The organism is Vreelandella populi (assembly GCF_003989825.1).
In the GTDB taxonomy this organism is placed as follows: domain Bacteria; phylum Pseudomonadota; class Gammaproteobacteria; order Pseudomonadales; family Halomonadaceae; genus Vreelandella; species Vreelandella populi.
Genome location: NZ_RZHE01000002.1, coordinates 216,341 through 240,777, shown reverse-complemented (window position 1 = coordinate 240,777; position 24,437 = coordinate 216,341). Strand labels below are relative to the sequence as shown.

Annotated in this window: 24 protein-coding genes; 14 read left to right on the top strand and 10 right to left on the bottom strand. The window is 56.0% G+C overall.

From position 1 onward, the window contains the following. Positions 1 to 3 precede the first annotated feature (3 nt). Positions 4 to 846 (top strand): sulfurtransferase, encoded by an 843-nt coding sequence (locus ELY25_RS01020; RefSeq protein WP_126949445.1) that lies wholly within the window; start codon positions 4 to 6, stop codon positions 844 to 846. 41 nt (positions 847 to 887) lie between these two features. After that, entirely contained in the window at positions 888 to 1,748 is an 861-nt protein-coding gene (gene asd, locus ELY25_RS01015) for an archaetidylserine decarboxylase (protein WP_126949444.1), read from the top strand. On the opposite strand, the gene epmA is transcribed toward asd, so the two are convergent. After that, entirely contained in the window at positions 1,745 to 2,725 is a 981-nt protein-coding gene (gene epmA / locus ELY25_RS01010; RefSeq protein WP_126949443.1) for an EF-P lysine aminoacylase EpmA, read from the bottom strand. The genes asd and epmA overlap by 4 nt on opposite strands. 114 nt (positions 2,726 to 2,839) lie before the next feature. Next, positions 2,840 to 3,406 (bottom strand): elongation factor P, encoded by a 567-nt coding sequence (efp, locus tag ELY25_RS01005; protein ID WP_106373189.1) that lies wholly within the window; start codon positions 3,404 to 3,406, stop codon positions 2,840 to 2,842. Between the two features lie 166 nt (positions 3,407 to 3,572). On the opposite strand from efp, the gene epmB reads away from it, so the two are divergent. Then, on the top strand, positions 3,573 to 4,592 hold the full coding sequence (epmB, locus tag ELY25_RS01000; RefSeq protein WP_236995611.1) for an EF-P beta-lysylation protein EpmB: 1,020 nt from the start codon (positions 3,573 to 3,575) through the stop codon (positions 4,590 to 4,592). 5 nt (positions 4,593 to 4,597) lie between these two features. On the opposite strand, the gene ELY25_RS00995 is transcribed toward epmB, so the two are convergent. From ELY25_RS00995 to dapA, 6 genes are read right to left on the bottom strand one after another with little or no spacing between them, the layout of a single operon-like run. Beyond that, positions 4,598 to 5,266: an SDR family NAD(P)-dependent oxidoreductase gene (locus ELY25_RS00995; RefSeq protein ID WP_126949441.1), complete on the bottom strand. Its 669-nt coding sequence runs from the start codon at positions 5,264 to 5,266 to the stop codon at positions 4,598 to 4,600. Positions 5,267 to 5,294: 28 nt separating this feature from the next. Then, positions 5,295 to 6,065: a DeoR/GlpR family DNA-binding transcription regulator gene (locus ELY25_RS00990; RefSeq protein ID WP_126949440.1), complete on the bottom strand. Its 771-nt coding sequence runs from the start codon at positions 6,063 to 6,065 to the stop codon at positions 5,295 to 5,297. A 34-nt stretch (positions 6,066 to 6,099) separates the two neighbouring features. After that, positions 6,100 to 6,990: an NAD(P)-dependent oxidoreductase gene (locus ELY25_RS00985; RefSeq protein ID WP_126949439.1), complete on the bottom strand. Its 891-nt coding sequence runs from the start codon at positions 6,988 to 6,990 to the stop codon at positions 6,100 to 6,102. Continuing rightward, positions 6,990 to 8,024, bottom strand: coding sequence for a 4-hydroxythreonine-4-phosphate dehydrogenase PdxA (gene pdxA / locus ELY25_RS00980; protein WP_126949438.1), 1,035 nt, complete (start codon positions 8,022 to 8,024; stop codon positions 6,990 to 6,992). Before pdxA ends, ELY25_RS00985 begins: the two co-directional genes overlap by 1 nt. Positions 8,025 to 8,060: 36 nt before the next feature. Beyond that, a complete protein-coding gene (locus ELY25_RS00975) occupies positions 8,061 to 9,326 on the bottom strand; it encodes a four-carbon acid sugar kinase family protein (RefSeq protein ID WP_185859149.1) in 1,266 nt (421 codons plus the stop codon). 17 nt (positions 9,327 to 9,343) lie between these two features. Further along, complete coding sequence (gene dapA / locus ELY25_RS00970) at positions 9,344 to 10,219, bottom strand: 4-hydroxy-tetrahydrodipicolinate synthase (RefSeq protein ID WP_126949436.1); 876 nt, start codon at positions 10,217 to 10,219, stop codon at positions 9,344 to 9,346. A 313-nt stretch (positions 10,220 to 10,532) separates the two neighbouring features. On the opposite strand from dapA, the gene ELY25_RS00965 reads away from it, so the two are divergent. From ELY25_RS00965 to ELY25_RS00950, 4 genes are all read left to right on the top strand, one after another. Beyond that, positions 10,533 to 11,474, top strand: coding sequence for a Bug family tripartite tricarboxylate transporter substrate binding protein (locus ELY25_RS00965; RefSeq protein ID WP_126949435.1), 942 nt, complete (start codon positions 10,533 to 10,535; stop codon positions 11,472 to 11,474). A 71-nt stretch (positions 11,475 to 11,545) separates the two neighbouring features. After that, positions 11,546 to 12,817 (top strand): tripartite tricarboxylate transporter TctB family protein, encoded by a 1,272-nt coding sequence (locus ELY25_RS00960; RefSeq protein WP_126949434.1) that lies wholly within the window; start codon positions 11,546 to 11,548, stop codon positions 12,815 to 12,817. Between the two features lie 10 nt (positions 12,818 to 12,827). Next, positions 12,828 to 14,333, top strand: coding sequence for a tripartite tricarboxylate transporter permease (locus ELY25_RS00955; protein WP_126949433.1), 1,506 nt, complete (start codon positions 12,828 to 12,830; stop codon positions 14,331 to 14,333). A gap of 20 nt (positions 14,334 to 14,353) precedes the next feature. Then, positions 14,354 to 15,526: a sialidase family protein gene (locus tag ELY25_RS00950; protein WP_126949432.1), complete on the top strand. Its 1,173-nt coding sequence runs from the start codon at positions 14,354 to 14,356 to the stop codon at positions 15,524 to 15,526. A gap of 140 nt (positions 15,527 to 15,666) precedes the next feature. On the opposite strand, the gene ELY25_RS00945 is transcribed toward ELY25_RS00950, so the two are convergent. Then, the gene (locus tag ELY25_RS00945) at positions 15,667 to 16,698 is read right to left on the bottom strand and encodes a LacI family DNA-binding transcriptional regulator (RefSeq protein WP_126949431.1); all 1,032 of its coding nucleotides are present in this window, start codon (positions 16,696 to 16,698) and stop codon (positions 15,667 to 15,669) included. Between the two features lie 111 nt (positions 16,699 to 16,809). Here ELY25_RS00945 and ELY25_RS00940 point away from each other — a divergent pair, with 111 nt between their 5' ends. The 6 genes from ELY25_RS00940 to ELY25_RS00915 are packed head-to-tail and all read left to right on the top strand — an operon-like array spanning position 16,810 to position 22,592. Further along, the gene (locus ELY25_RS00940; RefSeq protein WP_126949430.1) at positions 16,810 to 17,814 is read left to right on the top strand and encodes a TRAP transporter substrate-binding protein; all 1,005 of its coding nucleotides are present in this window, start codon (positions 16,810 to 16,812) and stop codon (positions 17,812 to 17,814) included. Positions 17,815 to 17,817: 3 nt separating this feature from the next. Next, the gene (locus tag ELY25_RS00935; protein WP_126949429.1) at positions 17,818 to 18,318 is read left to right on the top strand and encodes a TRAP transporter small permease; all 501 of its coding nucleotides are present in this window, start codon (positions 17,818 to 17,820) and stop codon (positions 18,316 to 18,318) included. Next, complete coding sequence (locus ELY25_RS00930) at positions 18,309 to 19,583, top strand: TRAP transporter large permease (RefSeq protein ID WP_126949428.1); 1,275 nt, start codon at positions 18,309 to 18,311, stop codon at positions 19,581 to 19,583. Before ELY25_RS00935 ends, ELY25_RS00930 begins: the two co-directional genes overlap by 10 nt. Before the next feature lie 8 nt (positions 19,584 to 19,591). After that, positions 19,592 to 20,137 carry a VOC family protein gene (locus ELY25_RS00925; RefSeq protein WP_126949427.1) on the top strand — a complete coding sequence of 182 codons (546 nt, stop codon included), beginning with the start codon at positions 19,592 to 19,594 and terminating at the stop codon, positions 20,135 to 20,137. After that, positions 20,134 to 21,381 carry a RuBisCO large subunit C-terminal-like domain-containing protein gene (locus tag ELY25_RS00920; protein ID WP_126949426.1) on the top strand — a complete coding sequence of 416 codons (1,248 nt, stop codon included), beginning with the start codon at positions 20,134 to 20,136 and terminating at the stop codon, positions 21,379 to 21,381. Before ELY25_RS00925 ends, ELY25_RS00920 begins: the two co-directional genes overlap by 4 nt. A gap of 2 nt (positions 21,382 to 21,383) precedes the next feature. Further along, entirely contained in the window at positions 21,384 to 22,592 is a 1,209-nt protein-coding gene (locus ELY25_RS00915) for a four-carbon acid sugar kinase family protein (RefSeq protein ID WP_126949425.1), read from the top strand. 32 nt (positions 22,593 to 22,624) lie between these two features. On the opposite strand, the gene ELY25_RS00910 is transcribed toward ELY25_RS00915, so the two are convergent. Next, positions 22,625 to 23,815: a hypothetical protein gene (locus tag ELY25_RS00910; RefSeq protein ID WP_236995610.1), complete on the bottom strand. Its 1,191-nt coding sequence runs from the start codon at positions 23,813 to 23,815 to the stop codon at positions 22,625 to 22,627. A gap of 259 nt (positions 23,816 to 24,074) precedes the next feature. Here ELY25_RS00910 and ELY25_RS00905 point away from each other — a divergent pair, with 259 nt between their 5' ends. After that, positions 24,075 to 24,437 carry a hypothetical protein gene (locus ELY25_RS00905; RefSeq protein ID WP_126949424.1) on the top strand — a complete coding sequence of 121 codons (363 nt, stop codon included), beginning with the start codon at positions 24,075 to 24,077 and terminating at the stop codon, positions 24,435 to 24,437.

Here is a 24,437-nt window from a genome sequence, read left to right as displayed (position 1 = left end):
CCCATGAATACCGCGCACCCATCATCGGAATCGAACCTGCTGCCCTTGATCGTTGAACCCGAGCAGCTCAAGCGCCACTTGGACGACCCTCAGCTTCTGATTATTGATGTGCCGGTGAACCCGGACAGCTACCGTCAGGGCCACGTGCCGGGTGCGGTCTATCTGGATTTTCGCTACCTTATGCGCGGCGAAGGCCCGGTGCCCAACGATGTTCCCGATGTCGAGTTTCTATCTCGGCTGTTCAGCGCACTCGGCCTGACCCGCGACACCCATGTGGTAGCCTATGATGATGAAGGCGGCGGCTGGGCGGCACGGCTTTTATGGACGCTGGAACTGATCGGTCACACCCGCTACTCCTACCTGAACGGCGGCATTCATGCCTGGCGCGATGACGGCCTAGATGAGAGCACCGAGCAGACCCTACCCACGCCAAGCGAGTACCACGCCGAGATTCTCAATCCCCAGGCGCTGATCACCTGCGATGAAATCAAGCAGAAGCTGGATGACAGGCAGTTTGCGGTCTGGGATGCCCGCTCACCGGGTGAGTACAATGGCGAGAAAGGCAACAACAAACATCTTGGTCATATTCCGGGTGCGGTGAACATGGATTGGCTGAACGCCATGGACCGCAACCGTGCACTGCGTATTCGAGACTACGCCGAGTTGATCACCGAACTTGAGGCCATGGGCCTGACGCCGGACATGGAAGTGGCCACCCATTGCCAGAGCCATCACCGCAGCAGCTTTACCTGGCTGGTGGGTAAAGCGCTCGGGTTCAATATCCGCGGTTATGCGGGCTCGTGGGGCGAATGGGGCAACCGCGACGATACGCCGATTGAAAAGTAACCATCCCTTTCCAGGGTTTACTACTGTGAAAAGTAATTAACGTGACGCTACCTCAAAAAGTTTTTTCATTAATTCAGTACCCGCTACCCCATCATGCTATCTCGCGTCTGACCGGCTATTTTGCGCGCAGCGAGGTGCCGTGGCTGAAAAATGCGCTTATCAAGACGTTCATCAAGCGCTTCAACGTTGACATGAGCCAGGCCCTGGAGTCCGACCCAACGGCCTATGCCAATTTCAATGCGTTTTTCACCCGAGTGTTAAAAGCCGATGCGCGCCCTTTGGGCGAAGGCATCCTCAGCCCGACAGACGGTTCGCTGTCACGTCATGGCCGCCTGGAAAAAGGCCAGCTGGTACAGGCCAAGGGACATCTTTATTCGGCGCAGGCGCTGCTGGGTGGGGACGCTGCCCTGGCAGACGAATTCATGAACGGCAGCTTCGCGACTGTCTACCTTTCGCCACGAGACTACCACCGCGTGCATATGCCCATGACCGGCACGCTACGCGAAATGATCTATGTACCCGGACGAATCTTCTCGGTGAACAAGGCCACGGCCAGCTACGTCCCCAACCTATTCGCCCGCAACGAGCGTCTGGTGTGCATTTTCGATAGCCCCCATGGATCGTTTGCCATGGTGTTGGTAGGTGCCATGGTAGTTGCCGCTATCGAAACGGTCTGGTCGGGCCAGGTCACGCCGCTTGCAGGCGTTCCTCAACGTACGCGCTTCGATGAGCCGATCACCCTTGAGCGCGGTGAGGAAATGGGCTTGTTCAAGCTCGGTTCTACCGTGGTAATGTGCTTCGCCAACCCGGTCACGTTTGAAGACTACCCTCCGGAAACAATGGTCAGCATGGGCCAAACCCTAGGCGATTTTTCACTCAACCTTGACGTCGTTCAGCCCTAGCAATTAGGTGTGGCAAAGGCGAGCACGTCTTTAAGGCGTGGCTTGCCTAACGCCAGCTGAATAAGGCGGTCGATGCCCAACGCCACGCCCGCGCCTTCCGGCATGCCATGTTCAAGGGCGGCCAGCAAGCGCTCGTCTATATCCACTTCGGGCAGGCCTAGACGGCGGCGCTCGGTGTTATCTTCCTTGAAGCGTGCGCGCTGCTCGCTGGCATCGGTCAGCTCGTGGTAGCCGTTGGCCAGCTCAATACCCTCCAGATAAAGTTCGAAGCGTGACGCCACCCATTCGCCATCGGCGTCCTGATGCCGACGCGCCAATGCCGCCTGGCTTGCCGGGTAATCCATCACCACGCTCAGCTCGCCGCGGCCAAGCGTGGGTTCAATCACCATGCTCATCAATAGATCCAGGCAGGTTTCGCGGCTCTCCTTGGCAAGCGCGCCGGCGAGCATCTGACCGCGTTCCGCCGCCAACCCGCGCAGCTTTTCAAGCGATATGGTAAAGGGGTCTATCGCCAGGCGGGTATGAAACAGCTCACGATAGCGGTAATTCACTACCGGCTTTGCAAAAGACGGCATGAGGGCGGCCACCAGCGTAGTCGCCTCTTCAATCAGCTCGGCAAGCGTAAAACCCGGGCGATACCACTCAAGCATGGTGAACTCAATATTATGCCGCGAGCCTATCTCACCATCGCGAAAGCTGCGGGCAAGCTGAAAGATGGGCCCACTGCCAGCTGCCAGCAGGCGCTTCATATGAAATTCAGGCGAGGTTTGCAGCCATAGCCGCCGCTGCCCTTTGTCGGTACGGGCCTGTGTGGCAAGCGACACCAGATGCACATCGGTACTGCCACCCTGTCCCAGTACCGGCGTTTCCACCTCCAGAACATCGCGCGCGGCAAAAAACGCCCGCACGCAGGCAAGCAAGCGAGCACGCTCACGCAGCGTTGCGATTTCCGCACTGGGCCGCCAATCAATGGCCATCACCGCTCCTTAGACAAAATAAAAGCCACGCAAATGCGTGGCAATAAGGTAGTACACGTACCGATAAGTGCGTAACCAATACCGTAAGGCTACGCACTTATTTAACGGTGTGGCTTAGGCGCGGGAAACGTACTCGCCTGAACGGGTATCGATCTTCAACACTTCGCCTTGGTTGATGAACAGCGGCACACGTACCACGGCACCGGAAGAAAGCGTTGCCGGCTTGGAACCGCCCTGGGCGGTATCGCCTTTTAGACCCGGGTCTGTTTCAACCACTTCAAGTTCGATAAAGTTCGGCGGCGTGACGGAGATGGCCTTGTCGTTCCACAGTGTAATGGTATAGGGCACCTGCTCCTTGAGCCATTTTTCCGTATCGCCCAGGGCTTTTTTCTCTACCGCATACTGCTCGAAGGAGCCGTCGGTCTTCATGAAGTGCCACATATCACCGTCGGTGTAGAGGTACTCCATTTCCAGATCCATGACGTCGGCGCCTTCCAGCGAATCGCCGGATTTGAAGGTACGCTCGCCCACGCGGCCGGTCATCAGGTTACGCAACTTGACGCGGTTGAACGCTTGGCCCTTGCCCGGCTTGACCAATTCGTTCTCAACGATCGAGCAAGGATCGCCGTCGAGCATTACTTTCAGACCGCCTTTGAATTCATTGGTAGAATAGTTAGCCATGTTGCCTCTCAATGATCTATTTCAGTTATCGATTACTGTAACCGATGCGTGAAGGCATACTGCGCTTTGCGTGCGCAGCACTACTCATATCGCGCCGTTCACATCGCATCGTTCAATAAGTGGGCGCATGATAACCCGAAGGAGGGCTTTTTTGCAGGAGAACATTATGATCGTTGCCTCGGATAATCACGAGCGCGCAAGTGAAACGCAGTCCCCTTCGTGGCAACACCAGCTTTCCCATGCCATCCGCGACCCCAAGGTACTTTGCCAGCGCTTGGGGCTTGATGAGACATGGCTAAAAGGCGCGCAAACCGGGCATAAATTGTTTGAGGTACGCGTGCCCGACGCTTATTTGAACAGAATTGCCTATAGCGCACCCCACGACCCGCTGCTGCGTCAGGTGCTGCCGCTGGGCGATGAAACGCTTGCACCCGCAGGCTACGTGACCGACCCCTTGGAAGAGGCCGACCACCGCCCTGCTCGCGGCCTGATTCACAAGTACGCAGGCCGGGTGCTGTTGATCGCCAGCCCCACCTGCGCGGTGAACTGCCGCTACTGCTTTCGCCGCCACTTCCCCTACAGCGAGAACTCGCCCTCCCGCGCCCAGTGGCAGGAGGCGCTTGACTACCTGCGCGGTGACGTAAGCATTCATGAGGCGATTCTCTCAGGGGGCGACCCGCTGGCGGCCAGCGACCGCCAGCTTGCCTGGCTGGTGAACGAGCTGGAGCACATACCGCACTTGAAACGCCTGCGCATCCACACCCGCCTGCCCGTGGTGATTCCGGATAGGGTGGATAGCGCGCTGCTTGAATGGCTTGGCAACACCCGCCTGCAAAAAGTGATGGTGCTGCATATCAACCACGCCAATGAGATTGACCAGGCAGTAGTTGATGCCTGTGCACGCCTGAAAGCAGCAGGTGTCACGCTTTTAAACCAGAGCGTACTGCTGCGAGGGGTCAACGATGAAGTAAATACGCTTGCCGCCCTCTCCGAGCGCCTGTTCGAAGCTGGCATACTGCCCTACTACTTGCATGTGCTCGACCCGGTCCAGGGCGCGGCGCACTTCGATGTGCCAGATGACGAGGCGCGCGCGCTTGTAAGCAAGCTTCGCGAGCATCTCCCCGGTTTCTTGATGCCCCGCCTGGTGCGTGAGATACCGGGCGAGGCGAGCAAGACGCCGCTTTGAGGATTTTAAAGCGAGGCGCCAGCACAAACTGTCAGCGTTTGCCCGGTAATGGAGCGCGCCTGCTCGCTCAGCAGAAACGAGACGCTAGCGGCGATTTCATCTGGCTCGATAAAACGGCCCATGGGCGGCAGCTTGGGGGCAACACCCTGCCGACTGGGGTCTTCGAGCATGGGAGTACGCGTAGCGCCAGGGGCGATCAGGTTAACCGTGGTGTGGCTGGCCATAAGTTCCAAGGCCCAGGAACGTATCAATCCCTGTTGCGCTGCTTTTGAAGCGGCGTAGGCACTCTTGCCAAGCGCGCCTTGTTGAGTCCGGCTGCCGATCAGCACAATCCGCTTCAAAGGGGCTTGCTCGGCCAGCAACTTTTTGACCAACAGCGCCGGCGCATCGACGTGAAGCCGCCACATTTGCTGGGCAAGTTCCTGTTCATACGCCTGAATATTGCCCGTGTGCATGATGCCCGCCGCATGAACGAACGCATCAAAATCACTTGAATCGAGTTCAAGACCAGTAGAGGCCAGCGCGCTTAGATCGGCGCTTACCCAGCGAAAACCCTTACTTTCAATCGGCGGTGAGCGGCGCGAAAGGCCGGTTACCTTATGCCCTTGATCAAGCAGATGCTGACATATCGCAAAACCGATACCTGAACTGCACCCTGTCACTAATATATGCATGAATATGCTTCCTGCGTTTATCCGTAGGCTAGGTTCTAACGACTTCGAGGGTGACCGCGCGACGACGCTTGAACGCTTCGAGCCGGTCGTCGCCGGCCTGATCATCGGTAATCAGCGTCCAGTGGCTCAGCATGGGAGTCCAGTGCTGCTGACGTGCATTGCCAAGCTTACTGGAGTCAGCCAACACGACCACGTGCAGTGCGCGGCGGATCATCATCTCCTTCAGGTACGCCTGCTCCGCGCTTGCTTCGCAAAGCCCCAAGTCCGCCACCACGCCGTCAGCGCTCATGAATAGCTTATTCACTGACAAGCGTTCAAGCGCTGCCTGGGCCGTCACGCCGTAGGTCGTCATACTGGCGGCGCGCAAATCCCCGCCTAGAAACGTCACTTTACAATCCCTGATAGCCGCCAGCGCGGGTAGCGCAGCCAGGTTGTTGGTAAAGACATGAAGCCTGCGGCGCTGGCCTAGAAGCTTGGCAAGTGCGGTGGTGGTAGACCCGCCGTCGAGCAGCAGCGTATCGCCATCCTCGATATGCTCAAGCGCAGCGCGTGCCAGATGAACCTTGATATCGCCCCGTTCATGCTGGCGCTGAACCAGCGAGAGTTCCGGCTCACGCTTGCCCACTACCGCGGCGGCACCGCCATAGGTGCGCACGATGTACCCCTCGTCGGCGAGCGACGACAAGTCTCGCCGAACGGTCGCCTCAGAGATTTTAAAACGCTCACAAAGCGTTTCCACATCGGTAATGCCATTGTGAACCGCCTCCAGCATGGCACTGCGTCGCTTGGCGACTTTCATTGAGGCTCCTTAAAGCGGTATCAAATACCCGTTATCAGGATGAAAAAGAGACGCCATGACGCTTAGCAACGATATCAGAAAGCTCGGGGACAAAGCTTTCACCAGCGCCTTCGTCAAGCGCGCTTGCGTAGAGTTCTTTAATAGCGTGAGCGACCCCCGCCTGCACGTTCAGATCATCCGCCAGGTTAGCGACGTAGCGGATATCCTTGCCGGCGTTGGCCAGCGTAAAGCGGTGGGCGTTGCGATCGCGTTCCAGCACGTACTGGAAAAACGTCTGGTAAAACCCGCTGTCCATACGGCTGCCACGAATGACGCTGTCGAATACTTCCGGTGTCACACCCGCTTTGGCGCCAATGGTCAGCGCTTCAGAGTAGATCGCGCCGTAGCCCATCGCCAAAAACTGGTTGAGCAATTTCATGGTATGGCCAGCGCCGGCGGGCCCCACGTGCAAAATCTTGCCCGCCCAGCACTCAAGCACCGGCCGTACGGCTTCAAGGGTGGCTTCATCGGCACCCACAATCGCCTGAAGCTCGCCGGATTCGGCCTGGGTCGGGGTACCGCCCAGCGCGGCGTCCATAAAGACGGTGCCCTTGGCGGCTAGCGTTTCGTTCAAGCGCCGCGTCAGGGTCGGGTCGGAAGTCGAGCAGTCGATGATGGCTAGCCCTTCATGAGCGCCGTGGGCCAGCCCTTGTTCGCCCTCCACAATCGCCTCGACCTGTGGCGCTCCGGGTACGCAGATAAACACGATATCACAGCACTGCGCCAGCGCCATGGGTGAGTCCATTGCCTGTGCGCCCTGTTCCAGAAGCGGCGCGAGGCTCTCCTGACGCGGGTCGAAGACGGACATCGGGTAGCCGCCCTGCATGATGTTACGGGCAATATTGGCGCCCATCAGACCCAAACCGATAAAACCGATACGTTTCATTAGATGTTCTCCTTGGCGGTACGGGATGCAGCGGATTTTTCACGGCGGTTGGCAAGGTCAACGGCCTGCTTGAGTGCCTCAAGTAGGCTGCGTTCATCAGCGATGCCTTTACCGGCGATATCAAACGCGGTGCCGTGGTCCACCGAGGTACGAATAACTGGCAGCCCAACGGTCACGTTGACGCCTGCTTCGAGCCCCATCACTTTCACCGGGCCGTGCCCCTGGTCGTGGTACATGGCGACCACCACGTCGAAATCCCCCCGACCAGCACGGAAGAACAGCGTATCGGCGGGAAGCGGCCCTTGAACGTCCCACCCCCTTGAGGTGAGTTCTTCGATCGCGGGAACGATCTTCTCTTCTTCCTCACCATAGCCGAACAGGCCGTTCTCACCGGCGTGGGGGTTAATGCCGCACACACCGATGCGCGGATGATCAATTCCTGAGCGCACCAGCGTTTCGTGAGCCCGCTCGATGGTACGTTTAACCAGCCCCGGCTCGATGCGATTAATGGCATCCAGAAGCCCGATATGCGTCGTCACATGAATCACACGAAGGTTAGGCGCCACCAGCATCATCGAGACTTCTTCGATACCGGTCAGGTGGGCCAGCATCTCCGTATGCCCCGGAAAGATATGCCCACCGGCGTGCAACGCCTCCTTGTTAAGCGGCGCCGTACAGATGGCGTCAAGCGCGCCACTGTGCGTCAACTCAACGGTACGTGCGATGAACTGATAAGCCGCATCGCCCGCAACCGGCGATACCTGACCATACGGCAGGTCTTCAGGAATCAACCCAAGATCGATGCAGTCCACCGTGCCCGGCATAAACGTCGCCTGGTCGACATCATCGATCACGTTCAGGGTCAACTGACTGCCAACAATCTGCCCGGCTTTTTTCAAGCGCCCTGCATCGCCAATCACCAGCGGGCGACAGGTGTCGTGTACGCTGTCATGGGCAAGCGCCTTCATGATGACTTCAGGGCCGATACCTGCGGCATCCCCCATGGTAATACCGACGACTGGAAGGTAGCTCATTGGTGTTGTTACTCCGAAGTAAGTCGTTGGAAAAGCTCAGCGGTGAGATAAACAGGCTTCGCGCTTATCGGCCAAGGTACGCCAGACCTTAAAAAGCGTGGCTTCATTACCAAAGGCACCTGCCTTGGTGACCACCGGCATGTCTTGATTATTTATTGAGAGCACGACTCCCGGCTCAAGCTCATCCAGCAGACGCAGATGATCAATACCAGCCGCACTAAGTAGCGCCTTGGCCGTTTCCCCCCCTGTGGCGACTAGGGCACCGAGCCGTTCTACATGGCCGCCCAGATGGCTGGCCAGACGCTGCGACAGCCTATAGCCGTCAATGGAAGGGTCCGGCGCTTGCTGAGCAAGGGTCACGAGTACGTCTTGCCCCGCCTCAAGCGCATTCAGCGCCCTTTTCAGCGTCGAAGGTACTGTGTAAGAGGTCATTAGCGTGGTGATATCCACCTGAACATGCGCAAGCGCATCACCACTTTGCTTCAGCAACTGATCAATCTGGCGATGTGAAATAGGTGACATACTGGCCACCACCATCAAAACCGGGCCCTTTACCGTGAAGGAAAGCGGCAAAACCGCCTCTCGCTTTTCATGAGGCGTCTTTAGATGTTCATGAACATAGGGGCAAAGCGCCTTGGATAGCCCTGCCGCCCCCACCCAGAAAATGCCGCCAAGGCGCTGCGTTGCCTGAGCAATACGGTCAAGATCGCTATCACTCTCGGCATCGATGACCACCGCCCCCACGTGATTCTGCTGATGCGTTGAAAACCACTGCTCAAGCGCGTCCGGGGATGACTGGCGAAGCGTGGCAAGCGGCAAGTGCTCAGCGTCAACGCCTGCCTCGTGCAACATGTCGCTTAAAGACGCCTTGCCAGAACGGCCTTCATTGCCCCATACCTCGGTTTCTTCAACGGGGGCTTGATCGATGTACTGCCTGGCATTGCGAGTAAAGCGCTTCATGGCAGGCATTGCCGGTGCCACTACCGCCATTCCCGCCTCGGGAATGAGCGCCGCGACTTCTTCTGCCCAGTTGCCACGTAGCGTCGAGTCGATTTTTTTATACAGCCTAAGATCCGTGCTGCGTACCGCTCGCCAAGCTTGCACATTCAGGGTTGCGGCCTGGTCGGCCGCCAGATGGCGGGAGTCGGTATCAAAGACCACTACCTGCGCATCAGCCTTGTTCTGCAGGGTAAGCTCAATGGCGGTGGTCAATCCGCTCTTGGCGTAGCTCACTGCACAGTCCGCCGCACCCGAAAGGTCATCGGCTAGCATGACAAGCTGTGTGGTGCCTGCCAAAGGCATTGACGGCTCCCCAGCCATCAGCGATAAACCTGCATCAGTTCATCAAGCTGCTGGCGCTGCTGCTCGCTTAGGGGGAGTGCGGGTGCGCGGGTAGGACCGGCGGGCATGCCCATCAACTCGGCCGCCGCTTTCAAGACAACCGGCATGGTGGCCATGCCAAAGGCGGTACGCAGTACGCGCAGTTTTTCCTGGGCTTCACGCGCTGTTTCCATATCGCCCGCCTGGAAGGCGTTATAGATGGTCATCACGACATCGGGCACGGCGTTAGTGGTTGCCGCTACCGCGCCATCGGCACCGGCTAAAAGGCCCCATAGAATGAGCGAATCGGTACCGGTAAACACGGCAAAGTCGTCGCGCTTCAGGCCGATTAGTTGCGTTAACCGGTCAAAATCGCCGCCGCTGTCTTTGATGCCCTGCACCATTGGTAGGTGCGAAAGCGTCTCAACGGTATCAACGCTGATCGTGCCGCCGGTTTTAGCCGGAATGTTGTATAGCATAAAGGGCAACTTCGTCTGCTCGGCAATTGCCGAGTAGTGAACTACAAGCTCGTGCTGGGACACTGCGTTGAAGTAAGGGGTGATAATCGAGCAGGCATCCACGCCGACCTGCTCCATCCTGGCATTCATATCGATCACGCCCTGCGTGGTAAAGGCACCGGTACCCACGATGACCGGCACTCGTCCCCGCGCCTGGTCAACGACGATGTGCGCGACTTTCAACTTTTCATCTTCGTTGAGCGCGAAAAACTCACCGTTGGTGCCCAGCGCGAACAGCCCATGAACGCCCTTCTCGATTAAGGTATCCACCAACGTGCGCAGCGCGGCTTCATCTACCGCCTGACGGTCGTTCATGGGGGTAATTAAGGCGGGAATAATCCCTTTGAATAGCGTCATGAGCCTGATGTCCTTGAATTCATTTTCGATTGAATCGATCACAAAAATGATTGATTCGAGAAAATATCGCAAGCAGATCGCCTAATATCAATTGACTGAAACAATTAATTATAATCTAACATGCTGTAAATAATAATAATTTAATAAAGATTACTTTAGTATATACGACAAAAGTGCAAATGCATGATTTGATCAATTCAATCATTTTGTATGCATTGGAGCGCTAGCGCGATAGAAAATATTTATTGCTTGCGACCTTCTGCATCACGCCCTTAATCACAATGCACTGCACAATAAAAAATCGGAGAGTCACATGACGGTACGTAAATCACTTGGAGCACTTCTCGCCACTTCGCTACTCGTTCCTGTGACGGCTTTTGCCGATTACCCGGAACGCTCGATCGAACTGGTCATTCCGTTTGGTCAGGGGGGCGGCAATGACTTGGTGGGTCGCGCTTTCTCTCAATCCCTGGCCGAGTACTCAGGCGTAGATGTTCTGCCGGTCAACCGCACAGGCGGAAGCGGCGCGGTGGGTTTTCATGCCGCTTCATCGGCTCGTCCTGATGGTTACACCATTGCCATGATCAACAGTTCGCTGGTCGGCAACCCTCACATCATCAATGGCTTTCCAGCCAGCATTGATGACTTCATGCCGATCTGCCTGCTTTCCGCCGAGCCTGTGGGCATTGCCGTCAGCGCTAGCAGCGACATCGAAACCCTTGAGGATTGGGTCTCTATCGCCCAGGAGGATCCCGACCGTCTTGCGCTGGGCTACACCTCCATTGGCGAGCTGATTGCACTTTCGGCCGGCAATGTTACCGACACCGACCCCACGCTCATTCCTTACTCTGGTTCGGGTGACTCGATTACTGCCGTTATTGGTGGCCATGTGGATGGTGCAGTGGTCTCCGATGCAGAAGCCTACTCGCAAGTTCAGGCCGACCAGCTTCGCATGCTGACCTTCTTCAGCGACGAGCGCTCCAAAAGCCTGCCTGATGTTCCCACCTCTGCCGAAGAGGGTTACCCACTGGACATCGGCCTTTTCCGTGCCATCGGCGCACCGGCCGGCCTGCCTGAAGACGTTGAGAGCTATTTGATCGATGCCTGCACGCAGATCGCTCAGGATGAAGCATTCGTTGAACGGATGAACCGTATCGGCTTTAACGTTCAGCTACGCACCGGTGATGACTTCAAGGCGTGGCTCACACGCCAAAACGAAGCGTTTGCCACCGCCGCTGGCCTGTTGGAGCAGTAAACCACGACCCATAAGCAGGAGCATTCAGGCCCGGCCTGAATGCTCCTGCACTTCGTAGGGATAGCGCTTAGATGAACTATCAGATCCTTAAATACCGGGTGAAAACCATAGAGTTTTGGACACTACTTCTGCTGTTATTAGCGGGAAGTTATTTTCTTGCCCAAGCCCTGGGCATGCCGTTTGAAATGCGCCGCACTATCGGTCCCGGTTTTATTCCCACCATCGTGCTGGTTGGCCTTCTCAGCTGTACGCTCGTAGCACTCGTGCGATTCCTGACCAATCCGCACCATAAGATCTTTATTAATTTTCCCGAAGGCTCTGAAGACGACACTACCTTCAAGACGCTGACAGAGTCGCTCAACACGCAAGATGGCCACCGTTTTGCCCTTTCGAGCCATGCGGGGCTGGGTAGTTTTTCAGCGCTGAGTGTTATCAAGCGAAGTCACCCCGATACTTCAGTTCTCGCCGCCTCTTCACGGGCAACCCAGGTCAATTCAGAACTGGCTGCACAAGAGCACTTGAGGGGTTTTACGCCACTGACCCTGCTCTACTTCGATGCCTTCGTTCTGGCGGTAAGCGCTGGCACTACTACCGCCAACAAGACGCCTGGACAACTTAAGATAGGTTACGACAGCCTGCTTGATGACACCGTCTTTCTGGAGACGCTGCGACAGCATCCAGAACTTTCGGGGCCTTTTGAAAAGCAGTGGCGGCCAATGGAGCTTGAGGCGCTACGCGGAGCGCTAGCCGAGGGTAAGATAGACGCCGTTCTCGCCGCTCGCTCCGAACTGGAAGAGTCCTTACAGGCCAATGAGCTCACGGTGCTAGAAGCGTTCGACGGCAATACACCCGGTAACAGCGGGCTAATCTACGGCGAATGGGCAGCACTTTTCGTACCGAATGGCCAAGCAAGCGTGACTCGCCAGCAAAACTCCAAGCGCCTTGAAGACGCATTTAATGCGCCAGCCTTTACCGCTCAGCTTCAGCACGTTCAGGTGCCCTGGCACTCCAGTAGCTCAGAGGACGCAAAGACGCTTCTGGGCGCGTTGGCCGATCAGGGTACTCGAGGTATCGCCGTCAAGGCCCAGCAGGCCCGCGGTCGCGCCTATGCCATTCCCATTACGCTGCTGGCCATTGCGCTCTTTCCCTTTCTGATGAATATCGTAGGCTTTATTCTCACCTCCATTCTGGTCACCTCGCTGATTATGGCGTTGCTGCGCGCCGAGTTGAGCGTGACTGGACTGATCAAGATCGGAATCATCAATGTGGTGATCGCGGTAAGCACTTACATGGTTTTCTATCACGTCTTCAGTATCCCCCTCCCCTTAGGATCGATCTGGTAAGGAGCCCGGCATGTTTGAGCTATTGATACAAGGGTTTGCATCCCTTCTGGATCCCATCCTTCTGCTGCTGCTGGTCGGGGCGGTCGCCATTGGTATTGTGGTAGGTGCCATGCCGGGGATATCTCCCTCGCTTGGAGTGGCGATTGCAAGCCCATTAACGTTCGTATTCGACCCTTTCACCGGTATCAGTTGCCTGTTAGGTATCTATATCGGCGCCGTTTTTGGTGGCTCGATTCCTGCCACGGTGATCGGTATCCCCGGTTCAGCGATGGCAGTCACCACAGTATTTGACGGCTACCCGATGGGACGTAAGGGGCAAGCGGGGCTCGCGCTGGGACTCAGTACGATATCATCATTCATCGGCGGCGTGCTTGCTTCGCTGATACTGATCGTCCTCGCCTATCCGATCTCGCAGTTCGCACTTTCGCTGGGCCCGCGCGAGTATTGCGCCATTGCCGTGCTGGCATTGATGGCCGTCGCCTCACTCTCTGGCGGGTCGTTCCTGAAGGGAGCTATTGCCTGTCTGCTCGGGCTTTTTCTAGCCACTGTCGGGCTTGATGAAATCAATGGACAGCCCCGCTTTACGATGGGCTTGCCTTACCTGATGGGTGGCATCCCCTTCATTGCGGTTATTATCGGTTTGTTCGCGATCCCAGAAATCATGCAGCGCTTCGAGCGTATTTCTCATCGCACTCAGCCTATTGTGCAGGTCTCCAAAGTCTTGCCCTCTTGGCCGCTGCTGAGACGGCTGATACCCGCCCAGCTTCGCTCGACCGGCATCGGCACCATCGTAGGAGCGATTCCCGGCGCTGGCGCCGATGTGGCCTCGCTCATCTCCTATAGCCAGGGGCGCAACCTTTCCAAATACCGTGAGCGTTTCGGCTCGGGCGAGCCCGAAGGCATTGCCTGTTCAGAAACCGCCAACAGCGCCTCGGGCGTGGGCGCTTTGATTCCCTTGCTGACCCTTGGTTTGCCCGGAGGTGCCGTCACCGCAGTGATCATCGGCAGCTTCATGATTCACGGCCTGCAACCGGGCCCGCTATTAATGCGAGACCATGCGCCACTGGTTTATCAGTTTTTTGCCACCACTGTCATCGTCAATTTCATAGTGCTGCTAATCGGCCTTCCAGGCGCCAAGCTTTTCTCTCGGGCGCTTCAGGTGAAAGAGAGCATTCTTTTACCGATCATTTTGCTGATATGCATCATCGGCGCTTACGCGTTGCGCAATAATCCATGGGATATTCTGGTCATGCTGGGCGTCGGCGTCTTTGGTTACTACATGGCTAAAGCCGGTATTCCGCGCGCCCCCATCGTCATAGGTATGACGCTGGGTCCGATCATCGAAAGCGAGATTGCGCGCGGGCTTTTGATCACCCGTGGCAACTACCTGGATTTCATTACGCCGATCAGTGCCGTGATCTGGGCGATTGCACTACTGCCTCTTTACTGGCCTCTGCTGCGCCTTGCATTTCGCCGCATCAAAGCTCGCCCGACCTATCAAAACAAGCACACCTGATACCGTAAAAAGGATGACGCATGAGCGCGCTAACACAAGACACTTCCACGGGTAGCCTACATACCGCCGCCATCGACGGTGGCCGCCTTGAAGCCTACCTGCCCACCCCCTGCCTGCAAAACCATGCCTCATTTCTCCACGAGCTGCCTAACGGGGACCTACTCTGTGCCTGGTTTGGCGGCACCCAGGAGGGGGTGCCAGACATTTCCATCTTTGTGGCAAGACTTGCCAAGGGTGAAACGCAGTGGTCCGAGCCTGTCAAACTCTCTAATGATGCGACCCGTTCCGAGCAGAATCCCGTACTTTTCACCGCGCCCGACGGCGCCCTGTGGCTAATTTACACCGCTCAGCTATCCGGGCATCAGAACACCGCCCTTGTACGCCGACGTGTCTCTAACGACGGTGGCAATACATGGAGCAAGACAGAAGATTTATTTAAAACGCCAGGCATATTTATCCGCCAGCCTCCGGTGTTCACCCAGGATGGGAGCTGGGTGCTTCCGGTATTCCTGTGCCGTGTCACCGAAGGCGAACGCTGGACCGGAAACGACGACATCAGCGCCGTCATGGTCTCCAAGGATGCTGGCAACACTTGGCAACAGCACGACGTTCCCGAAAGTGTTGGCTATGTACATATGAATATTCAGCCGCTCAAGGAGGGCTCGTTCATCGCGCTTTATCGCAGCCGCTGGGCGGATTGCATCTACCTGAGCCGTTCAAAAGATGCCGTGACCTGGAGCGCCCCGGAGGCAACCGAACTGCCCAACAACAACTCGTCCATCCAGTTCACCTGCTTGGACAATGGTCACCTGGCACTGGTGTATAACCATCGCCGAGCCGACCCGAACGCCGAGCGGCGCATCTCGCTTTATGACGATATTGAAGACTCAGAAGATCACGGTGAGCTAGTGGATCAAGCCAGCAAAGCTGGCAAGGCCGCCTTCTGGGGTGCACCGCGGGCGCCCATGACGCTTGCCATCTCGACCGATGGCGGGAAAAGCTGGCCTATTCGCCGCGACTTGGAAATCGGCGACGGTTACTGTATGACCAATAACTCGACCGAAAAGAAAAACCGTGAGTACTCCTACCCCACGATTATTCAGGGCAAGGAAGGCGACCTGCATATCGCTTTCACGTACTTTCGCCAGCGAATCAAGTACGTTCGGGTTAATGAGGCGTGGGTAAGTAAGTAATAAGACTTTCATCCAACGCATTTGAGAGCCTCACCTGCTACGTTAGATATCGGGTGAGGCATGCAAGACGCCACGATCTGCAAGATAAAGGCATTTTCACTGGTTTGGTGAGGCTTTATCAAAACCTTCTACAGCGGCTGCTAAGGGCTTACGATAGGCAGATTTTCAGAAAAATAGATCTCCATCGAGACAGCGCCGCTATCGATTTTTTCACCACTTGCCACTTCTATTGCCCGGGTATAGATGGCAGTGGGGTTCTGGGTGATAACCATATCCATGTTTCCTTCAATGAGCATCTTGCGTGTATCTGGCGTCAAACCATGACCTATGAAGCAGATATTATCGGCCCGACCGGATTCTCGCAGCGCCCTCCCAATGCCATCAGAAGAGCCACCAACATTATAAATGCCGACAAGATCAGAATGCTGATCCAGTAATTGGCGCGTATTATTGTAGTTTTCATCCCGGTTATCATGACCCTCGTGTGGCCCAATCACCGTTAAATGAGGAAAGCTCTCCTCAATCAGCGCCAAAAATCCCATTTCCCTTTCCATATGGGCGCGATAAGCGCGGCTCGCCGCCACAAGCGCCAGCTTACCTTGAGGTGCACGGCAAAAGCGTCCCATTACTTTGGCTGCGGTACGCCCTGCAGCAAAGTTATCAATCCCAATATAGGCATGCCGGTTCGAAGTGGGCAGGTCAGAAATGATGGTAACGACGCGTTTTCCGGCATTCACCAGCTCATCGATTACCTGGCGCACCTTGGGATGTTCGATGGCCATGAAAATCACCACATCGGAGGTTTTGCCATAGCGCCGTAAGGCCTGAACCAACGCCTCTGGGTTGAAGCTTTCGATAAAGTGGCTGCGCACCTTAAGAGGCTCCACCGACTGTTCGGCCAAGGCTCTTACATAGGTATTTAGGCCTGTGAGATAGGGATTGGTACCCTGCGGCAATAAAAACACGACCTTGGAAAAGGCGGGTCCAAGGCGGACTTTAACCTCCTCTTCGCCTAAATAGCCCACCTTAACTGCCGCTTCCAGCACGCGATGAAGCGTAACTTTGCGCACGCCGGGCCGTCTGTTCAGAACGCGATCCACGGTTGCCGTTGAGACACCTGCGGCCATGGCAATGTCAGGTATCAAGGGACGCTTTACATCAAAAACCATCATGAATTCCTCATTGCTTAAGAGAGCAGCCCTGCCCTAGCCTATTGGTTAGTAGCAGGTGGAAAACACTTGGCTACAAAACAATAAAAAACAATCATCGCCTGGAGAATAACAATGCTAGTTAAACTAGTTCGCAATAGCCATCTCGCTTTAATAGGAGGCGTCTTCGCGCTAAGTGCAACAAGCGTGACCGCGCAGGAAGTCACTCTTCGCTACGGACATATGCATACGCCCAACTCTATTGCGGGTATGCAGGCCGAATGGCTGGCAGAAGCCATTGAGGAGAAAACAAACGGCGATGTGGCCGTTGAGATCTACCCCAACTCCCAGCTAGGTCGCCTGCAGGAACTCGCCGAAGCGGTTTCCACAGGCTCCATTGCGCTTTCTCACAATACCGCGGGCGCTATTGGCTCCCTCTACGCTCCTTTCGCCGCCTTTGATACGCCCTACCTTTATCGCGATGTTGATCATCTTATGAAGGTGATGGATGTCGACTCTTCGGTTATGAGCACGCTGAACGAAGAACTAGCTGCCGCCTCAGGCGTACGCTTGCTGTATGCCTTCTACTTTGGCACCCGGCATCTTACGGCCAACCAGGAGATCCATACGCCCGACGACTTAGCCGGTGTCAAGATTCGCTCGATTCCCTTCCCCATCTATATGGCAACCGTTGAAGGAATGGGCGCTATTCCAGTGCCGGTGGATTGGTCAGAAGTACCCACGGCACTTGCAACCGGTGTAGTTGAAGGCCAGGAAAACCCGGTCAATGTCGTGGTCAGCGCAAAACTCAATGAAGTACAAAGCCACATGATGCTGACGGGGCACATCAGTGCCGCACAGGTCATCGTCATTAACGATGATACTTGGCAGTCCTTGTCACCCGAGAATCAAGCGGCTATTGCTGAAGCGGCTCTGGAAGTACGCGAACGTGCTACCACCGCCATGCAGGAAGCAGAAGCCAGTGACCTTGCGCAACTTGCCGAGGCTGGTATGCAGATTATTGGCCCGGAAGAAGGTCTGGATGTAGATGCCTTCCGTACCCGTGTTCAAGCGCGAATTACCGAAGAGTTCGATAGCCAATACGGTGATCTCTATCAACTCATCAGCGAAACGCGTTAAGCCATGAACGGTCAAGAACCTCTATTAGGGCGAAGTCTTAGCCGGCTGTCCGAGATTTGTGTGGGTATTGCGATGCTATTGCTGGTGATCATCACCGTACTGGTTGTCGCTCAGGTACTCGCCAGAAATCTCTTTAGCACTGGGCTGCCATGGGCGGATGAAGCCTCACGGTTTGCGGGTATTTCCATGGTGTACCTGGCGACCCCTTACCTGCTGTTCCACGGCCAGCATGTAGCAGTAACCATGCTGGCAGATGCGCTATCAGGCGTTAAACGCGCCCTTTGTTTAGCGATAGCAGAACTGGCAACATTAGGCTTTTGCGCCCTGACACTTTACGGGTTTTATCGCTTTCTATTGCGCGCGGGGCGCTTTTCCTCGCCCGCCATGGGTATTCCCAACCTGTGGTTATACATGCCAGCGATGATCAGTATCGCCTTGCTGGCGGTGATCTCACTCTATCGCCTGGGGCGGATGATGCAGCGGAGGGCTTTAGTATGTCCTTAACGCTACTGCTCATCTTTGCGGGAAGCTTACTGATTGGTGCGCCGGTTGCGGTTAGTTTGGGTTTATCCGCAGGGCTAGTGATTTTTCTCTACGATCTGCCATTCACGGTCATGGCGCAGCGCGCCATTAATACGCTGGACAGTACTCCACTGTTGGCGGTGCCGCTTTTCATACTCGCAGCGTCATTACTGGGGGCCACCGGTGTCACCACGCATCTGTTTGAACTGATGCGTATGGTGGTTGGGCGCATTCGCGGCGGTATAGCACACGTTAATGTGCTCACCAGCTTGATCTTTTCCGGCATGTCCGGCGCGGCATTAGCCGATATTGGGGCATTGGGCGGCATTCAAATTCGTCAGATGGAGCAACAGGGCTACACCAAGCGCTTTGCCGCCGGTCTTACGATTGCCGCGGCAACGATTGGGCCGATCTTTCCTCCATCGATTCCTCTTATCATCTTTGCCACGGCGGCTGAAGTTTCCACCATTCGTGCGCTGCTGGCAGGCGTCGTTCCCGCGCTCGTAGTGGCAGCGGCGTTAATGATACAAGTTGCGGTCATGGCAAGACGCTCTCAACTGCCGCGTGATGATGTACAGCCAAGCTTTGCCGCCTTTCGTAGAAAAACGCTGATTTCGCTGCCTGCCTTACTCGCCCCGGTGCTGTTAGTCGGCGGCATGATCAGCGGTTACTTCGGGCCAACGGAAGCGGCGGGCATGACTACTGCCTATGCCATTCTTATTGGCGTGGTTATTTACCGCACTTTAACCGTTCGTTCTTTTCTGACCTGCACCCGGGAAACCGTGTTATCGACCGCCAACGTGCTTTTTGTTGTCGCCTCCGCGGCCTTGTTTGCCTGGGTACTCACGATGGATCGTGTTCCAGCCCATGCAGGCGAGTGGTTACTGAGCGTGTCGGATAATCCGCTCGTTCTTCTGCTTCTACTGAATCTGCTCTTACTAGTTGTGGGCATGTTCCTGGAAGCTATCGTCGCGATCCTTATCATCGCCCCGATTGTGACACCCGCCTTACTACAAGCAGGCGTTCCCCCAGAACAGCTAGGCGTGGTGTTCGTACTCAACCTCATGCTTGGGCTGCTGACCCCGCCGGTGGGCATGAGTCTTTACATGGTATCGATCATTACCAAGATGCCGCTTTCCTCGATTATTCGCGGTGTGGCCCCCTTCTATCTTTCCCTTTTTGCAGCCTTGGCGTTGGTCACTTTGGTGCCCTCTTTGTCCACCTGGTTGCCTAACCTTGTTATGTAGGAAGTGTCATGAGCCAATATCTTGGAGCTATTCGTCAGTTAGGTTATGTGGTCAACGATATCGAAGCGGCCATGGAGTACTGGAACAAAGTGATGGGCGTGGGGCCTTTTTTCTACAACCCGCGCGTACCTATCGAGAACTATACGTATGACGGCAAGCACTATGACGTGCATAACTCGGTGGCCCTGGCTAACTCGGGCTTCATTCAGGTTGAGCTGATCCAAACGCGCAACGATGCCCCCTCCATGTACCGTGATTTTCTACAAGCGGGCAATACAGGGTTACAGCATGTCGCCTTTTGGACGGAAGACTATGACACCGACCTTGCCGCCATGCAGGCCCGCGGCTATCACGTCAAAATGAGCGGTGAAGTGGGCACCAATGGGCGTTTTGCGTATTTCGATCGAGAGTACCACCCCGGTACTGTTATTGAGCTCTCCGAGGTACTGGGTCCCAAAGGCAAAATGTTCCGCATGATCCGCGAAGCGTCCAAAAACTGGGACGGTAAAGATCCCGTACGTCCCTTCCCGAACCTGAAAGAGGTAGAAGCATGATTCGCGCTGCCTATCAGGTCGAGACGCCGCTTGATCCATCGCTCGTGGCAGAGATGATGGCCGGCGAGCAAAGCTCAGGTACCTTCGTCAAAGTAAAGGGCGAGACCGAAGCCATCAGGGAGCGCTTTGGTGCCAGAGTCACTCATCTGGAGGTGCTCGAAGAGCTGGATTCGCCAAGCCTCCATAGCGCCTACCTTGAGCGCAAGGGTGTTAAAGGCCCCTGGAAAAAGGTGGCGGTGGAGATTGAATATCCCGAAGACAACGTGGGGATTAATCTACCGAATCTTGCCGCGACCGTTGCTGGCAATCTTTTCGATTTAGGCGAGCTTACCGGCTTACGTTTGATGGCACTGCAGCTGCGCCCGGAATATCGCGACCGCTACTCGCTGCCGACTCACGGCATTGCCGGTACGCGCAGTGCAACAGGCGTGGCAAATCGCCCCCTGTTTGGGACTATTTTAAAGCCTAATATCGGTATGAGCCCCACTGAAACCGCCGACCTTGTCGAGCAGCTTTGCGAGGCAGGCGTCGACTTCATCAAAGATGACGAGATCGCAGGCAATCACCCCTATGCGCCGGTAGAAGAACGCGTCAGCGCGGTGATGCAGCGTGTCAGGCAATTTAGAGAGCGTACCGGCCGCAACGTCATGGTCGCGTTCAATATTACCGACGAATTAGATGCCATGTGCCGTCACGCCGACCATGTTCAGGCCGAAGGCGGCAGCTGCGTGATGGCGAGCCTCAACTGGTGTGGGCTTTCTGCGCTGCAAAGCCTGCGCGCCTCGACCCCGCTCGCCATTCACGGCCACCGTAACGGCTTTGGCGCCTTCGCACGCCACCCTGCTTTAGGCATCGATTTTTCCGCCTATCAAACGCTGTACCGCCTGGCGGGGATTGACCACATGCATGTCCATGGCATGGGTGGAAAATTTGCCGACCAAACGGACGAAGTGGCCCACGCCGCCAAGCTTTCACTCACAGCACTAGGCGGTACAGATGACCGAGTGATGCCGGTATTTTCCTCCGGCCAGTGGGCAGGCACCCTACCGCTTACCTGCAATAAAACCCAAAGTTCTGACTTTATGTTTTTAGCCGGAGGCGGCATCCTGGCGCATCCTGATGGTGTGGCTGCCGGCGTGGCAAGCCTTCAGGAGGCCTGGCAAAGCATTGAAGCAGGCACGCCGTTAGAGGGCGCCAACCGCCCAGCGCTTGCCAGGGCGCTCGACTTCTTCGGTGAGCGCTAGAGATGCGCTATATATTCGTTGCGGATGACTTTACCGGCGCATCCGACACCTTGGCGACGCTGCGGCGCGCCGGATTAAAGGCGCGGCTCTACCTGGCGGCTCCCTCCTGCGAAGAAGTGGCCGACCTTGATGCTTTTGGTATCGCAACGGCTGCGCGCAGTATGGATCAACAGACATTAGCCACAGAAATGCAGTGTATCGGCCATCAGTTATTGCCACATCAGCCTGATATTCTGCACCTAAAGGTATGCTCCACTTTTGATAGCAGTCTAGGCACTGGCAATATCGCAACCTCTATTACCGCGCTTTCTACACAGCTCAAACCGGCCACCACATTAATTGTGGGCGGCCAGCCCAGCCTTGGGCGTTACTGCGTGTTTGGCAATCTGTTTGCTAAAAGCGCTGATGAGCAGATATACCGCATCGATCGTCATCCAGTGATGCAGCAGCACCCGGTTACCCCCATGCAGGAGGCTGACTTGCGCCAACACTTTAGCGCTATGGGCCTTACCAACATTAATCTTCTGGATAGGATCACACTGCATAATGACGACGCCACCCCCAGCACCCCAGTGCTATGTGATGCGCTTGATAACCACGATCTAAAACGTATCGGCGAACGCTTTCGCCATGCTTTGAAGCCACAGCTCTGGGTTGGCGCCAGCAGCGTGGTAGAAGCGCTTTATCCAACCCCTCAGGCTATAGAGCCGCCCAGCAGCCTACCCGGCCCGCTTCTCGTCTTTGCGGGCAGTCGCTCTTCTGTCACGGCCGCTCAGGTGGCAGCCACTAGCAGCATGGTCAAAGTGACGATTTCAACCCGCCAGTTGGCAAACCAATCACACGCAGAGTATGAGCAGATTTTGCGCCACCTGCGTGAAGGAAAGGCAACCCTTGCCGTGTTAGATGAAGATACAACACATGGCCTTACGGCATTGGAAATCGCCCAGCATTCCGCGAAGCTGATCGCCTCACTCATTCGTTCCAATAGTATCGGCACGCTGCTTATTGCTGGGGGCGACACCTCAAGCCTAGCCATCCACCACTTACAGCCCCAAAGCATTGACTATATCGGCCCGCTCGAGGCAGGCGTGCCGGTTTGTGCGGCGAACTTTGCCAATGGCTATCAGCTACCGGTGATTATGAAAGGTGGTCAAATGGGCTCAGTTACGCTCTTTGATAAGGTCTGCGTGCTAACCTGCCGAAACGATTAATAAGCGCCCTTTGCTTAAGACGCCAAGAGGCATTAAAAACCAGTCACGTTACCCGACTCACCACGCTGGAGGCCACTCTCTGGCGTGATGATCTCTTGACGTTTTCGCTCATTGCCATTGCTCGTTGCCACTAACCTTGAAAAGCAGAACCGCAAAAGCGGTATCAGTAGCCATAAAACAGGCACTAGAACCCAGCGCCAAACAAAACGCACAACCATCAGTACCGGCAGCAACACTAACAGCCAGATAACGAATTGCCCCAGCCACACTGGCAAGCCAAGCCATTTCGCTACATTGGCGCCTAACGCACTGACCAATGAAGGGTGGCGAACCACCACATAAGCAGTAGTGGCAACCGCCGCCACTTTAGCCATACGCGATAGGCTGGCAAAACGCCCGCCGCCTGCCACGATGCCCGAACGTAATCCAGTGCGTGCTCCCTGGGCCTCAATACTGCCTACCCGTGCGCCTCGTGCGACACGCCCTGCCCGCAGCACCTTGACCGTACTGGCCATCAGTAGCAGATCTACACCAGCCCAACCCACGTCCGCAGCACCAATCGCCTCATCGCGGCGCCATTGGTTTTCCAGGTTCCGAATACCGCTGGTAAAGAAATCGCTGAGGCCTGCTACGACACGCTCACTTTGGAGCCAATGTACATCGCCCTCGCTATCAACGACAAACTGGTTGAGCAAGCCATGGCCTTCAGCATCCAGTAAGGCAATGCCCATTTGCCCACGCCGGTAGGGTCCCCACTCATCGATGGACGCAGGATGCGTGACGTTCTCCTTCTCTTGATCTTCGTCGTTCCACCACTGGCTCAGCTGCTGATAGCGCTCGCCCAACCAGTGCTGGGCGCGAAGTGTGGTCACATCATGATCGCGAAAATAGCTGATCGGCAATACCGTATCGGCGCCGAAATCCCTTAGTACCTGCTGAAACTCGGGCAGGTGCCCGTAGTGTGTAAGCGCCCCTCGGGCGCTGTCACCGTAGCGAAGAATCGCCAAATGGGCGTTCATCCACAGCGCTTCCTCGTCGGCGTAGTGCAGAAACAGCGCATTGATGTCGGCAGGTTCTTGGGCAAGTGAGGCCTCGATGGAGGGCAGCGCCCGCGCGGTTTCCAGGCGCACCAGTCGCGGCTCGAACGCCTCGTTGGAGGCAAGTACTGAAAGCGTACCGGCCATCACCATGGCGGCGACCAACAGCATCAATCCCGTACGCATGACGCTTTCTCCTTTGAACCCGATAAGCGCTATTAAAACGTTGACTGCCCAAGAAACGCCAGCGCTTCTTGGGTAACAGGCTACCTAACATGTTATCCGCACACTTGTTCCAACAGCAGCACTTTGAGGCGCCACATTAGGGAAAACGCGCTGCGCCACTTTACCGCGCGCTCATATAACGTCTGCTAGACTTAAAAATCGGACAGATAATTGACCAAACCTTGAATTAAAACATCCGATTAAGGGAGCGATAATCGTAATGTCAACGTTGCAAAGACACCGACTGGGTGGGTGGATACTGTTTCTAGCGGCGCTTGCAGGCGTCGCTATTTCTTTGTACGCCTACCTGACTCCGTTAACCGGCGTCACCGGCACGCTCGGGGCGCTGGCGGCCATTCTAGGCTGCGCAATATTGGCAGGAGCAGCACTGGCACTTTTCAAACTTCAGCGTGGCGCCGGACTTATCATTCTTCGCGTACTTATTCTGCTGGGTCTGGCAGGTACGTTTTTCGCTGCTATTTTGCTTCACCAGTGGCTATTAGCCGCGGTGCTGGTGATCGGCCTTGTGGGTCTTGTCATCGACGTCGCACGCCCCTCTTCCAACTCTCCAAATCGTATTTGA

Bases quoted from the DNA above. Each gene is read 5' to 3' on its own strand.
- ELY25_RS01020 (WP_126949445.1), top strand. From the start codon at position 4: ATGAATACCGCGCACCCATCATCGGAATCGAACCTGCTGCCCTTGATC.
- epmA (WP_126949443.1), bottom strand. From the start codon at position 2,725: ATGGCCATTGATTGGCGGCCCAGTGCGGAAATCGCAACGCTGCGTGAG.
- efp (WP_106373189.1), bottom strand. From the start codon at position 3,406: ATGGCTAACTATTCTACCAATGAATTCAAAGGCGGTCTGAAAGTAATG.
- epmB (WP_236995611.1), top strand. From the start codon at position 3,573: ATGATCGTTGCCTCGGATAATCACGAGCGCGCAAGTGAAACGCAGTCC.
- ELY25_RS00995 (WP_126949441.1), bottom strand. From the start codon at position 5,266: ATGCATATATTAGTGACAGGGTGCAGTTCAGGTATCGGTTTTGCGATA.
- ELY25_RS00990 (WP_126949440.1), bottom strand. From the start codon at position 6,065: ATGAAAGTCGCCAAGCGACGCAGTGCCATGCTGGAGGCGGTTCACAAT.
- ELY25_RS00985 (WP_126949439.1), bottom strand. From the start codon at position 6,990: ATGAAACGTATCGGTTTTATCGGTTTGGGTCTGATGGGCGCCAATATT.
- pdxA (WP_126949438.1), bottom strand. From the start codon at position 8,024: ATGAGCTACCTTCCAGTCGTCGGTATTACCATGGGGGATGCCGCAGGT.
- ELY25_RS00975 (WP_185859149.1), bottom strand. From the start codon at position 9,326: ATGCCTTTGGCAGGCACCACACAGCTTGTCATGCTAGCCGATGACCTT.
- dapA (WP_126949436.1), bottom strand. From the start codon at position 10,219: ATGACGCTATTCAAAGGGATTATTCCCGCCTTAATTACCCCCATGAAC.
- ELY25_RS00965 (WP_126949435.1), top strand. From the start codon at position 10,533: ATGACGGTACGTAAATCACTTGGAGCACTTCTCGCCACTTCGCTACTC.
- ELY25_RS00960 (WP_126949434.1), top strand. From the start codon at position 11,546: ATGAACTATCAGATCCTTAAATACCGGGTGAAAACCATAGAGTTTTGG.
- ELY25_RS00955 (WP_126949433.1), top strand. From the start codon at position 12,828: ATGTTTGAGCTATTGATACAAGGGTTTGCATCCCTTCTGGATCCCATC.
- ELY25_RS00950 (WP_126949432.1), top strand. From the start codon at position 14,354: ATGAGCGCGCTAACACAAGACACTTCCACGGGTAGCCTACATACCGCC.
- ELY25_RS00945 (WP_126949431.1), bottom strand. From the start codon at position 16,698: ATGATGGTTTTTGATGTAAAGCGTCCCTTGATACCTGACATTGCCATG.
- ELY25_RS00940 (WP_126949430.1), top strand. From the start codon at position 16,810: ATGCTAGTTAAACTAGTTCGCAATAGCCATCTCGCTTTAATAGGAGGC.
- ELY25_RS00935 (WP_126949429.1), top strand. From the start codon at position 17,818: ATGAACGGTCAAGAACCTCTATTAGGGCGAAGTCTTAGCCGGCTGTCC.
- ELY25_RS00930 (WP_126949428.1), top strand. From the start codon at position 18,309: ATGTCCTTAACGCTACTGCTCATCTTTGCGGGAAGCTTACTGATTGGT.
- ELY25_RS00925 (WP_126949427.1), top strand. From the start codon at position 19,592: ATGAGCCAATATCTTGGAGCTATTCGTCAGTTAGGTTATGTGGTCAAC.
- ELY25_RS00920 (WP_126949426.1), top strand. From the start codon at position 20,134: ATGATTCGCGCTGCCTATCAGGTCGAGACGCCGCTTGATCCATCGCTC.
- ELY25_RS00915 (WP_126949425.1), top strand. From the start codon at position 21,384: ATGCGCTATATATTCGTTGCGGATGACTTTACCGGCGCATCCGACACC.
- ELY25_RS00910 (WP_236995610.1), bottom strand. From the start codon at position 23,815: ATGCGTACGGGATTGATGCTGTTGGTCGCCGCCATGGTGATGGCCGGT.
- ELY25_RS00905 (WP_126949424.1), top strand. From the start codon at position 24,075: ATGTCAACGTTGCAAAGACACCGACTGGGTGGGTGGATACTGTTTCTA.